This is a genomic window from Stenomitos rutilans (assembly GCF_059505485.1).
In genome coordinates this window covers 1-14,350 of sequence record NZ_JCACKR010000161.1, presented here as the reverse complement: position 1 = coordinate 14,350, position 14,350 = coordinate 1, and the positions used below count along the sequence as shown (strand labels likewise).

Here is a 14,350-nt window from a genome sequence, read left to right as displayed (position 1 = left end):
TCGGCTGTTGTCTGACTTCAGACATTGCCACTTCTGTCAATGCGTAAGTTCTAAAAACGTTCTTTGTCCACCCGAACTTGCGGGTCATCCGAATGTAGAACTCCCGCTCCAGGTCATCTTTGCACTTCTCTAAAATGATCAGGTTATGGGTCCAGCTAATTTCTGCCACCAGTGGTGTCAGTTTTTCGTTGGCGTGGTACGTCAGGTAAAAATCCCGCATCCTCCAGATGTTGCGAGATGAAAAACCACTGATGCCGGGGAACTCTGCTCGTAAGTCTTTGGCAAGCTGCTCCACGATAGACTTGCCCCATGTCTCACCCTGTTGTCGCTCCACAATCAATTTGCCGATATCCCAGTACAGGACGATTAGTTCTTTATTGACCGCTTTAAGAGCAGCGTATTGGGCAGAGCGAATCCGCTGCTTAATTTCTCCCAGCAGTTGCCCATATTCCGCGACCAACTCACTCACCCGATTCTCCTTATTTCTGTGTCTAATGATTTCTGCAAATCTTTATTTACTTAATTCAGTGAATCTGACCGTACTCAACCTCGTTAAATGGAATTCCCAGGAGGTCGAGCGTAAGTCCATCAGCCATTTTTGCGCCGTATTTCTGTAAATACTGAAATAAGTGAATACTGAATTCTGTAAATACGTCTAGCTTTGATGTCCATAATGCTCTTCCAACAGCTCTCTCAGCAGGTCCACCATCGTTACCCCTTCGGTGGTTGCCTTCAGCTTGATCGCCTTGTGCAAGCTTTCAGGAATATCCAGGGTGAGGCGCTTGATTTTCTCTGGCTTCGTTTCTGTTTCCGATACAAGTGGGTGCTCTGTTTCAACCAGTGCTTCTCGGTTCGTTACCCATTCTTCGATATCTACAGGTTTCTCTACGGCACCTGGCTTGCGACCAAAGCTAACTTTTTTGCCTGCCATTCTCTTAAACTCCTAAGCTCAAAATTTCTTCAGTTAAGGCGAGAATCTCCTTTGCCGCCGCCCCATTCGGGTCAGTATCAAGGACAGTTCCACCAGCAGCGGCAGATTCTGCGAAACTTACACGCTGGCTGATCACCGTCTTAAGTACAGGAATCAGATACTCTGCTAATGCATCGCCCACATCCCGACCAATTGCTGTATTTACGATTCTACGATTAATTACAAATACAGATTTCAGACTTTCCTTAAATACAGAAGCTTCTCGAATAAGCTTAATCACTTCATCAGCTGCCCACACGTCATATGGACTGGGCTGAATGGGGACAACAACCAAATCCGCTGCGACGATGGCAGAGCGAGCTAATTCTGAAACACGGGGTGGACCATCGATCACTACGTGGTCGTAATCCTTTGCAAGAGGAGGTAAATCCCGATGGAGCGTAGGGCGATCAAGTCCGATCACTGAGAAGGGCGGTTTGTCACTGCGAGCGGCAGCCCAGTCACGGGCAGAACCTTGTGGGTCAGCATCAACTAGTAGGACTCTTGCTCCTTTAAGCGCCAGCGCATGGCTGATATGGATGGCAAGGGTCGTCTTGCCCACCCCCCCTTTCTGATTTTGAATAGCAATTTTCATTATTCACAGAAGCCATTATTTACAGAAAACCTGATTTACACTTTTACAGGCTTACAGAAACAAAGATAGCTCAAACTGTGCCGAGATTCTTATTTCATCGGTCTCTCCACTTAAATCTTCCTTTCTGTTTTTGCTGATTTACAGAAATCTGTAAAGATTTGATTTGAGCTACTGAGACTGAGCCGACATATGGTCCAAAAAGTGCAACATAGGCTGGAAAACTTTATTTGGATTGAGTTTCAGAGAATCTATCGAAGTGAGGCTCAGAATCAGCACTTGTATGTTGAGAGTGTGTGGTAGACCGATTTGCACTGGGTTGTTAGAAGCCGAGCAGAAGCTTGGGTCACCACACACCTTGACAACTGAACTCGGACAATCGCCTGGAACATCGATTCCGTATCGTGCAAGTTTGAGTTTTGCAAGGGTGCTGTTTACTCCCAAAAACCATGAATCAAACAGTGTACTGGATTGGCATTGATGTTTCGAAAGCCCAGCTCGATGGCCACATTCGACCGACAGGTGCAGCGTTTCAAGTACCAAATACGGAAGCAGGCATTGCTGCTTTGGTACAACGCTTACAACAACTGCAACCAGCCTTGGTTGTGATGGAGGCAACTGGAGGACTAGAAACCCCTGCTGCCGCCGCATGCGGTGCCGCTCAAATTCCTGTAGCCATTGTCAATCCACGACAAGTGCGAGACTTTGCTAAAGCGACTGGGAAACTCGCCAAAACCGATGCGATCGATGCTCAGGTACTGGCGCATTTTGCCAACGCTGTACAACCTGAAGTGCGTCCACTAGCTGATGAAGAGTCACAACAATTAGCCGAAGTTGTCGCCCGACGGCGGCAACTTGTGGAAATGCTGACGGCTGAGAAGAATCGGTTAGGTACTGTCCGAGGTGCGATGCAGCAAGAGATTCAAGCCCACATTACTTGGCTCGAAACCCGCTTAGAAGCACTCGAAGTCCGACTCAAGCAAAGCATTGAGCAAAGTCCTTTATGGCTAGCGCGCGTCAACTTACTGCAAAGCGTGCCAGGGGTCGGTGCTGTCCTGTCGAGCACCTTACTGGTGAACCTGCCGGAACTGGGCACACTGACGCACAAACAAATTAGTAGCCTCGTCGGGGTTGCTCCGCTCAACCGAGACAGCGGCAAAAAACGCGGGCAACGCATGATCTGGGGTGGCCGGGCACAAGTGCGAGCCGCACTATATATGGCTACGTTGGCATCCACGCGCCATAACCCAATCATCAAAATCTTCTATGAACGTCTCTGCGAGAAAGGCAAGTTGAAGAAAGTGGCTTTGACCGCTTGCATGCACAAGCTGTTGATTATCCTGAATGCCATCGTGAAAACTGGGGTGCCTTGGCAACCAAATCTGGTCGAAGAAGCTTGACTTTTAACACAATCGCTTCTGCTTGCTCGGCAGTTAACCAATGAAAGCTCTGCTGCAAGAGCTTTTGCAACTCATCGTGATACCAAATTGCACGAATGGGTCTCCGACCCGGAGATCAACGAATCAATTTTTGGAATCACTGTATAGAGAAATGTGAATAATACAGATCGTTTGGCATCAAAAATTCTTGCGGCAGAGCCATTAGAGCCGTACATTGAGAGAGTAATTAAGATCGTTCCAGACTTGAACCGCTGCTTGGCGGTCTGAATTACTTAGAGCTCCATTTTGAATCAAGTAGCCTAACTTACTTTGTTCTTGAATTCCTAAGTTAACGTAGCCAACAGAGCCTATCTTACCAGTTCTCTCTGCAATAATTCCACAAGAAACTACTCCGTAACAGCTTTGATTGCGGAATAAGTTGTTGAATATCCCTTTCAACTGACCGTTAGATACCGTTGGTTTTCTTGTGACTCTCAAATTTCTCACTGCTATCTGAGCAGTATCTAATGCCGAAGGAGGAACGTGAACCTTAGCACTTTTCCTAATAAGCCGAGCTAAATCATCTGCAAAGTCATCAATAACATTGGGAAGCCCTTTCAATTGAGAAGTACTTTCTACCTCTTCTGCTTGAAATAAAATAGTTTTATTTTGAGCATATGTAACACTAGTTAAACTAGTAGCTAAGATTGAAGCTAATAAAATAAGCCACGATTTCGGAAATTTAGGCATAGGTTGATTTCCTCAAATAGAAGTTGCATTGTTGATTAATAACTGCGATATGTAATCATTCAACGGACATGCTGAGGCTGCTTCTCTGATCACATGTAGCCTCACAGTCTATTATACGCACAAAAGCTTAATAATCTTTCTTAAAAATTATTTAAATCTTTGCGGTAAAACAAATGGCTAACTATATTCAATCAAGTAATTGATTTCTATGGTTCATTTTCCCGTTAGTAAGCTGAAGTTGACTGACCATCAGCGAATGATTTTGAAGACGTTGATGGGCTAATCGGAGGCGCACGCTCCAGTCACTGCTATCCCAAAGTCTTAACGTTCCATCATAACTACCGCTGATGATCCACCTACCATCAGGACTGACAGCAACAGAACTCACTACATCCTCGTGTCCTTGGAATGGTGGACCAATTGTACTTCCCCTTAAATCCCATAATTTTAGACTATAGTCATAGCTACTGCTAATGATGTGTTTACCATCTCTGCTAAAGCTAACAGAGCTAACCCATCCTCCATGTCCCTGAAAAGGCTCAGTTATTTTGTTGCCCTCTAAGTCCCATAAGCGCAAAGTTCGGTCAATCCCTCCACTTATGAGGAATTGGCTAATTGGACTAAAGGCAACACAAGTAACCCCTCCTTCGTGCCCTCGAAATGGTGGGGTAACCAAAGTTCCTTGCAGATTCCATAGTTGAATCACGCCATCGTTTCCACCACTGACAATCAGATTTCCATCAGGGCTGAAAGCAACGGAGTTAACAACATCCTCATGCCCTTGGAATGGTTGACTGATTGCTTTACCTTGACGATCCCACAAGCATAGTGTTCTATCAGCGCTACCACTAACTATCAGATTTCCATCAGGGCTGAAAGCAACGGAGTTAACAACATCCTCATGCCCTTGAAATGGTTGACCGATTGCTTTACCTTGACGATCCCACAAGCATAGTGTTCTATCAGCGCTGCCACTAACTATCAGGTTTCCATCAGGGCTAAAGGCAATTGATGTAATACTCTCTTGGTGCCCTTGAAGAAGTGGTACTAACAGGTTGCCTTGTAAGTCCCATAGTCCTAGCATTCCTTCATCGGTAGCACTGATTATCATTTTACTGTCAGGGCTAAAGGCAACTGAATTAACCCTATTTTGATGAGCGCAAAGTGGATTACTTTGTAGATTCTGCAAGTTCCATATACGAATAGTCTTATCACCACTACCGCTGACAATCAGCTTTTCGTTAATAGGACTAGAAACAACTGAAGTAACTACATCTTCATGTCCTTGTAATGGACGACAGATTCGGTTACCATCCAAATCCCATATGTGGATTACTTTATCTACGCCACCGCTAATTATTAGCTTGTTATTACAGCTAAAAGCTATGGAGCTAATGCTTGCATTGTGAGCTTGAAATGATACATGTAAGCGTTTTTTAGGTAGATTCCACACATGTATTTTTCCATCATGGTCTCCGCTAGCAATCCACTGCCCATTAGAGCTAGCGACAATTGTTGTGATGATGTCTTCCTTGCCGCTTCGGAAGGGTTTGCCAACCTGCTGGCCCTGCAAGTTCCATAATCGGATTGTTCCATCACGACTACTACTTATAATTAGTTGCCCATTAGAGCTAAAGGTAACTGAATTAACAGGAGCTTCATGCCCTTGAAGCTGATGCCTAACTGAACTGTCTTTTACACTCCATAACCACAAAGAACTATCAGAGCAGCCACCAACTATCCACCTTCCATCCTGGCTAAAGGCAACTGAGTTAATTTCATCTTTAGGTCCCTGAAAAGGTTCTCTAACCTGCTTTCCCTCTAAATTCCAAAGACAGATTTTTACACTAGGAGTAATACCAAAAGGTCCATACTCATCGAACTGGGAAACAGAATTGAAATCGTACTCTATATGAGCACTAACAACTTGTTCACCGTTAGGACTGAAAGCAACAGCATTAATTCGGTCTTGTTCAGATGCACGAAAGGGATTCCCAGTAGGGCTGCCTGTTAAATCCCACAGTTGCAGCGTTCCGTCAAAACTAGCACTAACAAATTGTCGCCCATCGGGGCTTAAGGAGATTGCACAAATTTCAGCGTTGTGCCCATTTAAGCGATTCTGCTCATGAACATAACTCATTGCCCAGAGAAGACAATCCAACACTGGACTCAACACATCTTCCTGCAATCTTTCTAGGTTCAGATTAATGGTCTGAATAGCCAGAAGCAAGCTTTCTACTGGTCTAGCTGGAAGCAAATTTTGAACCCTCATTGCTTGCTCTCGCAAGTTAGATTCAGTCAACGCTTTGTTTAGGGTCCGAATCTGTTCATCTTTTTCCTTATCAATTTGCTTCTGCACTTGTTGGCTAACTTGAATAAATTCTTCAGCCAGGGCATTAAGTAAACCTAATTCTCCATACTTCTCCAAATAGTCCTGTGCCTCAGTTAAGCGCGCTCCTTGCCTGAGATGAGCAGGATCTTCAGGCTTGCCAAGTTTTTCCCATTCTTCTGCTTCATCCTCAAGCTTGCGTTCAGTCCGTATGGCGTCTCGGTATTGCGCTAGCCATTCCTTCAATTCTTGCCAGTGGCGAATTAATGCTTCATGAACCACATCCAAAATGACTGGAGACTTTGGATTTTCCGTGTCTACTAGGGTTCTGGTAATTAGCCGCGTGTCAACTAATTTTCCAATGACTTCATCCAAAACTGCTTCTGATTGTTGCTCGTTCACAAGACTATGCTTGAGTATGCGCCGACGTGTATCTTCAGTCTCTTGTCCGGGTTGAATTAGCTCTAGAAAAATTCGTTTTGCCACAACCTGCTGTTGCTTTGAAAGAGATAGAAAAACTTCATTGGCAACTTTTTCAAGAGCACCTTTAATGCCTTTGAGATTGTTGTATGCAAGGAGTGTTAGTGAGTTGAGATAAGGTTCTTTTCGCGTTTTCCACAGCTCAGTTAGCGTAAATTGCAGTAGAGGTAGGCTACCTGGGTAACCTTCGACATCCTCAATCAGGCGATCGACTAACAGGGGTTCAACTTCTAATCCAACCTTTTTCGCTGGTTCCTCGATCGCCTTCCTTAAGTCCTTCTCACTCATTGGAGCAACTAGTTCTAGGCTTTCCTTTGCCCGAATTTTGTTAGCAAGACGAGGGTATTCAGCACATTTGCCTAAGAAATCTGCTCGCATTGCGATAATTAGGCAAAGCTTTCCTACTGTCTGCTCTAAGGTGTCTAGCAAGCAATCAAAAAACTGCTGGCGCTCTTTATCACTTTGGCAAAGCGTAAAGCATTCCTCAAACTGATCAATGAACAGCACAACCCGTTCATGCTCATCCTTTTGAATGACCTTCGCTAAATTATTCAATCGCGTACCCAGTACCTGCTTCAACTTTTTGAAGGGCTGCTCACTAGGTGTAAAGGGTTTGTAATCGTATTGCCAGCGATCACTCCTTGACAATTTCTGTCCTAATTTCAATTCATACAGCAGCCCGGCTCGAACGACTGACGACTTACCGCTACCGGAGGGACCAATAACAGCCAGGAAGTTATGTTGATTAATTTTGTTGATTAGTCGATCTGTGAGAGCGATGCGTCCGTGAAAAAATTCGGCATCCTCCAGGTCAAAATATGCTAATCCTTTGTAAGGACAAATATTTGCCTCAGCACTATCTCCTGTCTTTTGAGCTACAGCTGTAGTCAAGACAATAGGTTTGCCGTAGTTCAGAAATAAAGGACACTGAACTTCTTGGGACAGAGATTGCTTAATGAAATCAGCTAGGGTCGTATTAGTTACCCATTTGTCAGATCGCTGTGTAGGGTCTAGTCCTTTCAAAAGCGCCGCTGTCAAAACACCGTGGTCGTTATCAACCTGCTGAAACGCTAACTCAAATCCACGCGATGCAGTGATTAAGCAGCGATCGTAGTCTCCCTCTGTGTCTGGATTGATATCCTGTAAGCTTTCATTGACGGTGAGGGAACTTTTGTGGGTTAAGTCAGCAAAGATTCCGGATGAACTAAGCAACTCTCCGCTATGGCAGCAATCTAGCCAAACAATTTGCTGCTTGATTGGGCTAGCTTTCATAATTTTTTGTAACCAAGCTAACTCAAAGCCGAGTAATTCTTCTTCAGGATTAACATCGCTGGTTGCTAAATATCCGATCTGCTCTCCCGCCCAAGTATGCCGTAACCCATGACCTGAGAAATAGAGAAGCGCTGTTTCTGGTACGTGATCTCCTTGCGGATAAAAGAGTTGCTGAATAGCAGTACGAAGCCCTTTGACCGTTACTTCTGCGTTGTGGGCAACAACCCGACGAGCGTTGTCTCCCCATTTGTCAATATATTCGGGAAGTCGCCTAACTCGAAATTTACCGTATTTTTCGAGTATCTGAGCGATCGCTTCTGCATCTTTGGCAGGTACTCCTTCTAGAGTATTGAGTGCCTTATGGCGGTAGGCGTTAATTCCGACAACCAATGCATCTCGGCTCATATTTCGAGTTACTCTCTCAGGTAGTGAGGCTATTGATCCTAAGTTACGATTTGGGAGGCTGTGTGAATTCCGGGTAGGGGCGATCGCTCCCTCGCCATAGATACTCAGTAAGTTCCTGCCCCAACTGCTTCTCTTCAGCAGGGTTCTTGGGAACAGGGAATTGAAGGGATTTGTAAAGTGTTAGGCGGTGTAAATCAAACACTGATTCGAGCAGATCGCTGTAGGTTGCAGCAGCTTCCAACATCCAGACGTAGGCAAACCATGCCACTAACAGCCCGACTGGAATTGCCCACCATACCCAGACCGCCCAAACCCAAAACAAAACTCCCCACAACCAAATTCGTGCTGCTGTATTGAGATCAGCACGGGCTTCCTGCAATTCTTTCTTGATAGTATCCGGGAGAACTAACCACAGCCGCGACCAACAAATTATTGCGTCCAGTCCGTATTTTTCTGTGGGTCGAGTCTCAGCTGCTCTTAAAAGATTGCCCAGCTTGGTAGGCATTAGTCGTTCGGGTTGGGAAGGGGCTTGGCGCAATTGCCAGTCGATCGCAAGCAACTCATCCAGGTCTTCAAGGGTCAGGTCTTGTTGAGCTTGGCGCAACTGATCTCTCTTGATTGCCAGTGCTTGCCAGCGTTGGTCAAGGCGAACAAGCTTCTTGCGTTGTTGTTTGAGAAGCCACCGCCGTAGAGGATTCATCCAGGTGGACCAGTAGCCTTCAAAAAAACGTAACACTGTCAGATCCAGCTTTTGAATAGCGAAGGCAGTGACCAAAACGACCAGCAACCCCACAAACAAAATAGCGATCTGGAGAGGTTCGACCAGTTGGGTAAACCATTGCTCTAGTGGATGCCAACCAAATTTTTGAATCCATGCAGCTAATCCACCCAACCAAAAGACAAAGGCTGGAGTGAGCAGATTAGCTACCCATTGTTCTGCTAGTTTTCCGCCCAGACTTTCTAACAGTTTGGTTGGCATGATAATTTTTATGCTCCCTCAGCAGGGACAAGTTCACCATGCGTGGGGCAGGTTGGTATAGGAATGCCAGCTGATCGCCGATACCAGACATAATCGCCTTGGGGACAGAGATACTTTTGGGCGGAGACCGCACCGCTGCCGCCAGGGAGCCGTTCATATCCTCTGGAGAGCGGTTTTGCGCTCAAAAACTCCTTTATCCACTGAAATGTATCAGGATTGCTTTTTAGCAGTTCCAAAATTTGGATATCGACCGATTCTCCAGCTTGGGCTTGTACTAGTAACCCAGCGAGTTGTTGATCAATCTGTTCGGCTTCTGCTCCCAATAGGGATGGCAGGAAAGGCCGTATGGAACGGGTACATTCCAAAACATCTTCTGGAGTAAATTTAGGAGTTGGCATATTGGCAAAGCTGAGGAGTAAGAAGAAAGAGGAAATTTATCCGAAGATAGCATTTCAAGGAAATGTGACCCCTGAATATTTACTAAAGTCCATCACTGACTATCAGGGGCAAAACCGGATCGATCGCCGCCGCATCATTGGCAGGTGCTGATAGATTTAGCAACCCATCACACTGATACAGAGAGCCTCAATCGAGTAAGCCACAGTTCGATCAAGACGGGTGTGGGGCGTCGGGTTTGAGGTGTGGCGAATGCAATTGAAAACGGCTGTAAGTGTTGACCCCGACGATTAGGGCAGTTCGGCTTATAGAAGCAACAGCTGCAAATAAACTCTTTCCACTAAATTTGGTACAAGATTCAAGCTGCTAAAACTAAGCGCAAAGGACCAGCCCTACTTACTTAGAGGAGTCTTGGTTTACCATGACTTGATCCACTGTGTTTCGGTTAGCCGTGGTTTGATTCGCTGTCGAAACCGGTCTACTGCCTGCATTACGGACATTAATAAATTTACCCAGTAATTCAAACCAGAACGGAGCACCCATCATGATCGCCAGTCCACTAATCACCCAGCCCAAAAACGATCTGAGCGGCGGGAAAAACCAGCCTTTGCTTTCTTCGGTCTGCTGCTTCAGGTTCGTGTCATCGCGTCCGATCGGTAGGGGAATCGATTGATTGACCTGAGTGCGGAGGCACTCCAGTTGGCTGCTAGTACTTTGATCGTTTTGACCAGAGGGGCAGTCGCTGTTTGCCGTCACCTCCGCTTTTTTAGCCAAGGCATCCCGCAGGGTGGAGTCTGTCGTAAGCCGACTCACGATATGAAGGGTGTCAGCATTGACAGTCAGAGCAATGCCAAAACCAATCAGAAACGCCACCCCTTTGGCATTACGTTTATAAACACCAGAGGCACGGTCCATCGAGCGATCGAACCAGATTTGCACTTCACTCTTAAACTGGTAGAGCTCATCTTCTACAGACTGGACCTGCCCCTGTACCCGTTTCACATTAATCTGAGCGCGTCGTGACAGAGCCGCAAAACTTTCTCGCACTGCTGGGGGTAGCTTTTGCCCGATTGCCTCAACGTCTTCCATGATTTCGGCATAGGCTTTGTAAATTTCGTCATTCTTATCAAGATGACCAAACTGAGCCTGCATCGCTTTGTAAGTCTCACTCCCGCTCTTAATTTTTGTCTGTGCATCCCTGAATTCTCCGACCATTAAATCTAAGATTTGGGCGAGACTAGGCTGTAAACGGCGGATCAGTTCGTCTGTGTTGTTGTAGTTAGTGTTGTTAGCATCGGGATTCCCTTGATAGAAGATTCCATTTTTCAGCGATTTCAGCTGACTAATAAGCTTGACAACCTCGGGGTCACCTTGTTGTGCCGTTGCAATCTCACCCTGAGGCTCCGCCGTGCTTGAGGGTGCAAGCAGTTTAGTTGTTTCAATAAAGGCACTCAGTTCGTCTCTCAGTCGATTAACGCAGGTGAGCAGTGTTGCTTTTTCAGCACAAAAATCTGTGCAAATAGCCTCTAACTTTGGCTTCAAAGTACCTAAATCAGCCGTCAGATTTTGACGAGTTTCCGCTTTAATCTGAAGATCCGGCTGGGTAAGACAGCTCTCCAATTTCTCTAAAATCTCCTCTTTCACCAACCGCCTGAGATTAAGCGCTGTCATTTTCTTTGCCAACTGCGAGAGGTTAAGCTTCTCTAGCAACGTCGTGGCAAAGGTTTCCGAAGGCATGTAAGAAGGCTCATTGCCCTTCAGCGTGAGGTCTTCTTTCTTTCTACCGAACGTAATGACAAAACGAGTGATCTGCCGTAGCCATGCCTCAATGCCTTCCTTCGATTCATGACTAATGTTTTTAATGAGTGGATTACTGTAAAGCGACTCAACAATGGTTTTGACTCTCTGATCGTTAGTGCTACCTTCTCCGCCTGTTAAAAGAGTCTCAATTGACTTCTTGAGATGTGCAGCCCGCCATTGCAGCAGCGTCGTGAGCAGCTCCTGAATCTCAGAGGCTAAGAGGCTGAGAATGAGGTAAACAAACGCTAACCCGATCGCAACATCCAGAACGAACGGCAAATTCATCGCGACTAAACCTTTAATTTAAGTTGATTCTGCAAAAGACGTTAGATGTCTGCGTCAAGGCCCGCGAGAAAGGACTTGACGCAGCAAGCTCGTGCTGTAGAGACTGCAAAAGCTAAAGCTGATTCTTCCTCCTCTACGAAACAGGTCCGTTCCATGCTCGCTACTTTCAGCAATGACTCTGCTTGGCTCTAGTAGTAGTCTGCTGAATCGTTACTAGCTGCTACAGCCTGTGAGCGCCTGGATCGCCACCAGCTTTAGAGAAGCAGCCCCCCAAGATGAGTCAACTCATTTACGCCACTGATGTAACCCATATCTAAGTGCGAATGGTCAGGACTGCCACCCATTTCAGCTAATGACTCGGTGAATTCAAAGCCTAAAGTGCTCCCACCAGACGGGCGATCGCTCGGAGTAATGGGCGGTTGATCAAAAGCCACAGAGTTGATTGTCTCCATGGTAGTAAGCGAAGAGGGCTGGTTATTGAGAGCGATGATGTCCAAGGCGGTGCCGAAGCGATGGGCACTTGCCTTATCTGGATCCGCTTGATAGAGGGGGTGAAAGGGTGAGCGATAAGCACTACTCAGCTTGAGTGCTTTATGACCTAACTTCTCTCTCAGCTGTTCTACTGTCTGGGCTAGGCGAATGATGGCAACCGGTACATAGTATGGAAACTCTAGACCATCGCTGATTTCGGCATCAGAAATGAATTCGATGAGTCTGAAATGCTGGGTAAGCGGTTGGTTTAACTCCTCAAACTTTTGAATGGCAAAATAAAACCGGGGTAGACTTAACCCCAAGTTAATCGGCTCGGTGGGGCGGAATGCTTTGAGCCGAGCGTTATTGCTAGTCGCGCCATCGACAAGATCAAAAACAATACCAGAGGGCGCTTTGACTTGCCGTGCTTGAGTCGGTGCTGGGCTTAAAGCCTCCCAAGTTTTGGCACCAACAATGCCATCGGCCAGCAGGCCACGGCTATTCTGAAACTGAATCACAGCGAGTTGCGTTTGCCCACCAAATTTGCCATCGATCGGTCCCGGGTCAAGCTTGAGTTCTTTGAGTCTTTGTTGAAGCGTCACGACACTTAAGCCTGACACTCCCATCGCTAGCGGTTCCATTTGTTGTATTTCAAAATTACTTGAGCATTGTACAACTGGGTACTGACTGAGCTGGCATCCCGAGGTGTAGAGAAGCGCAGCAGATCAGAACCGAAAATGACGTCAGTGCTGCTATGCCACAGCGAGTTGATTGTAAGCATGGGCAATTTTGACGTCGTACACTCCAGCACCAGCGGGTCCGTTATAGCCAATGGCAAAGCTGGTCCAGTCTTGCCGCCGTAGCGCCACGTCTAGATGATTGCCTCGGATATAATTCACCATGGCATCAAGCTGCTTGCCCTCGCTTACACACATAGCTCGCACAAAAGCTTCAACGTCGTTATAACCAGCAACCTGATAGTTATCACCCAGAACCTGCCCTAAACCCCAAGAGGCCGCTCTCAGGGCAGCGGTGCGATCAAATTTAATGGCATCATTCAACCGATCCCACTCAGCAGCGCCGCCAAGATAGCCGCCAGCTTTGGGATTGCTTAGATCAGGGCGAGTTTGGCTCACAGGTAGGGGTGTAAAGGACCAGAACAAATGACGCTCAAACAGAATTTTCGGGCGTCCGTCTGACAGAAAGCCCGAACCAGAAGCCTCTACAGAGACGACGGCTCGAATCGCTGCGACCTCAATACCCAATAAACTAGCGGCACGTTGATAATCGGCATCGCTCAGTAACTTATGTTGAGGTAATTCTTGAACGGTCAGTAACTGACTCGCAAACGTTCTACCAAACTTGCCAATTTGCATGTTGTTAAGGTGCAAGTCATCGCAAAACAGCGTTAATGCTCCTTCTGTGACCTGACCGTATAATCCATCAATATCAGAACTGGGATACAACGACAACCGACTTAGTTGTGTTTGAATCTCTGTTACGAGTTCCTGGTCTGCTTTAAGCGTTTGTAAGTCAATGACTTTGTCGTTCTTAACGATATCCTCAAGCTTCATGCTCTACCTCATAGATTGAATCTCTTTGGGTTCATTCCCGCCCCTTAGGGCGAAATACCGACCGGGGCTTGGCCCGTGAGTTTATACCATTGATTTCAGGACGGCTCTGTTCACCGCTACGCTTTGCTTCGGTCTGACGGAACAAGTAGTCTTTGTTGAGGAAGTATGGGCGCAGTGTCGCAAAGCTTCGAGTGAGGGCTAACCCTCAGCTCGTGATTCTCGAGTCGCTTTGATTTTTCACAATACGTCTAACAGCCCCTGGCTTTGAGTGCCTTGTCTTGACCAAAATCTATCTAAAGATAGGTGACTTTTTCTCTTTGCACACTGTTTTCCCACTTTCTGTCTTTTTGGGTTTAAGAGGTTCACTCTTAAGGGTTATTTAATCAAGCAGAGATAAAACTTTTCCTTTGATAAGGAGATAAAGGGGGAAACAATGCCGAAAATGCTTATAAGTCGGCAAAGTTTTTCTCTCTACCTCTTTCCCAGTAGGGTTTTTAGCCGTACTACAAGCAATGGCTCAACCATCCTTTTCGGCAAAGTTCCGTCCTAGCATCAGAAGGGCGCAACATCCTGCCACAACTCCACTTTCCGGCTAATACGCTCGGCTTGTTGGTCACTTAGGATTATGGATTCAATAAAACCGGAAATCATAGTGATTGCGGCTTAGC

General features: G+C 46.3%; 11 protein-coding genes. 1 reads left to right on the top strand and 10 read right to left on the bottom strand.

Features of this window, described 5'->3' with window-relative positions; translation table 11 throughout:
- The 3 genes from AC5JLP_RS33210 to parA form a co-directional block, all read right to left on the bottom strand.
- Positions 1-469 (bottom strand): DUF1016 N-terminal domain-containing protein (locus tag AC5JLP_RS33210; RefSeq protein ID WP_496072155.1); only part of this gene is annotated, 469 nt, incomplete at its 3' end.
- 186 nt (positions 470-655) lie between these two features.
- The gene (locus AC5JLP_RS33205; RefSeq protein ID WP_496072154.1) at positions 656-931 is read right to left on the bottom strand and encodes a hypothetical protein; all 276 of its coding nucleotides are present in this window, start codon (positions 929-931) and stop codon (positions 656-658) included.
- Positions 932-935: 4 nt separating this feature from the next.
- Positions 936-1,565: a ParA family partition ATPase gene (parA, locus tag AC5JLP_RS33200; protein WP_496072153.1), complete on the bottom strand. Its 630-nt coding sequence runs from the start codon at positions 1,563-1,565 to the stop codon at positions 936-938.
- Positions 1,566-2,011: 446 nt separating this feature from the next.
- On the opposite strand from parA, the gene AC5JLP_RS33195 reads away from it, so the two are divergent.
- Complete coding sequence (locus tag AC5JLP_RS33195) at positions 2,012-2,962, top strand: IS110 family RNA-guided transposase (protein ID WP_496072152.1); 951 nt, start codon at positions 2,012-2,014, stop codon at positions 2,960-2,962.
- 201 nt (positions 2,963-3,163) lie between these two features.
- On the opposite strand, the gene AC5JLP_RS33190 is transcribed toward AC5JLP_RS33195, so the two are convergent.
- The 7 genes from AC5JLP_RS33190 to AC5JLP_RS33160 all read right to left on the bottom strand — a co-directional run bounded on the left by AC5JLP_RS33190 (position 3,164) and on the right by AC5JLP_RS33160 (position 13,682).
- A complete protein-coding gene (locus AC5JLP_RS33190) occupies positions 3,164-3,691 on the bottom strand; it encodes a hypothetical protein (RefSeq protein ID WP_496072151.1) in 528 nt (175 codons plus the stop codon).
- Positions 3,692-3,878: 187 nt separating this feature from the next.
- Positions 3,879-8,177: an nSTAND1 domain-containing NTPase gene (locus tag AC5JLP_RS33185; protein ID WP_496072150.1), complete on the bottom strand. Its 4,299-nt coding sequence runs from the start codon at positions 8,175-8,177 to the stop codon at positions 3,879-3,881.
- Positions 8,178-8,220: 43 nt separating this feature from the next.
- Positions 8,221-9,156 carry a hypothetical protein gene (locus AC5JLP_RS33180; RefSeq protein WP_496072149.1) on the bottom strand — a complete coding sequence of 312 codons (936 nt, stop codon included), beginning with the start codon at positions 9,154-9,156 and terminating at the stop codon, positions 8,221-8,223.
- A gap of 8 nt (positions 9,157-9,164) precedes the next feature.
- Positions 9,165-9,554, bottom strand: coding sequence for a hypothetical protein (locus AC5JLP_RS33175; protein WP_496072148.1), 390 nt, complete (start codon positions 9,552-9,554; stop codon positions 9,165-9,167).
- 394 nt (positions 9,555-9,948) lie between these two features.
- Entirely contained in the window at positions 9,949-11,637 is a 1,689-nt protein-coding gene (locus tag AC5JLP_RS33170; RefSeq protein ID WP_496072147.1) for a hypothetical protein, read from the bottom strand.
- A 254-nt stretch (positions 11,638-11,891) separates the two neighbouring features.
- Positions 11,892-12,749 carry a peptidoglycan-binding domain-containing protein gene (locus tag AC5JLP_RS33165; RefSeq protein WP_496072146.1) on the bottom strand — a complete coding sequence of 286 codons (858 nt, stop codon included), beginning with the start codon at positions 12,747-12,749 and terminating at the stop codon, positions 11,892-11,894.
- A 111-nt stretch (positions 12,750-12,860) separates the two neighbouring features.
- A complete protein-coding gene (locus AC5JLP_RS33160) occupies positions 12,861-13,682 on the bottom strand; it encodes an N-acetylmuramidase family protein (protein ID WP_496072145.1) in 822 nt (273 codons plus the stop codon).
- Positions 13,683-14,350 lie beyond the last annotated feature (668 nt).

What these genes read in the sequence shown, in the direction of transcription:
- AC5JLP_RS33195 (WP_496072152.1), top strand. Translation starts at nt 2,012, where the DNA reads ATGAATCAAACAGTGTACTGGATTGGCATTGATGTTTCGAAAGCCCAG.
- AC5JLP_RS33160 (WP_496072145.1), bottom strand. Translation starts at nt 13,682, where the DNA reads ATGAAGCTTGAGGATATCGTTAAGAACGACAAAGTCATTGACTTACAA.
- AC5JLP_RS33180 (WP_496072149.1), bottom strand. Translation starts at nt 9,156, where the DNA reads ATGCCAACCAAACTGTTAGAAAGTCTGGGCGGAAAACTAGCAGAACAA.
- parA (WP_496072153.1), bottom strand. Translation starts at nt 1,565, where the DNA reads ATGAAAATTGCTATTCAAAATCAGAAAGGGGGGGTGGGCAAGACGACC.
- AC5JLP_RS33170 (WP_496072147.1), bottom strand. Translation starts at nt 11,637, where the DNA reads ATGAATTTGCCGTTCGTTCTGGATGTTGCGATCGGGTTAGCGTTTGTT.
- AC5JLP_RS33190 (WP_496072151.1), bottom strand. Translation starts at nt 3,691, where the DNA reads ATGCCTAAATTTCCGAAATCGTGGCTTATTTTATTAGCTTCAATCTTA.
- AC5JLP_RS33165 (WP_496072146.1), bottom strand. Translation starts at nt 12,749, where the DNA reads ATGGAACCGCTAGCGATGGGAGTGTCAGGCTTAAGTGTCGTGACGCTT.
- AC5JLP_RS33205 (WP_496072154.1), bottom strand. Translation starts at nt 931, where the DNA reads ATGGCAGGCAAAAAAGTTAGCTTTGGTCGCAAGCCAGGTGCCGTAGAG.
- AC5JLP_RS33175 (WP_496072148.1), bottom strand. Translation starts at nt 9,554, where the DNA reads ATGCCAACTCCTAAATTTACTCCAGAAGATGTTTTGGAATGTACCCGT.
- AC5JLP_RS33185 (WP_496072150.1), bottom strand. Translation starts at nt 8,177, where the DNA reads ATGAGCCGAGATGCATTGGTTGTCGGAATTAACGCCTACCGCCATAAG.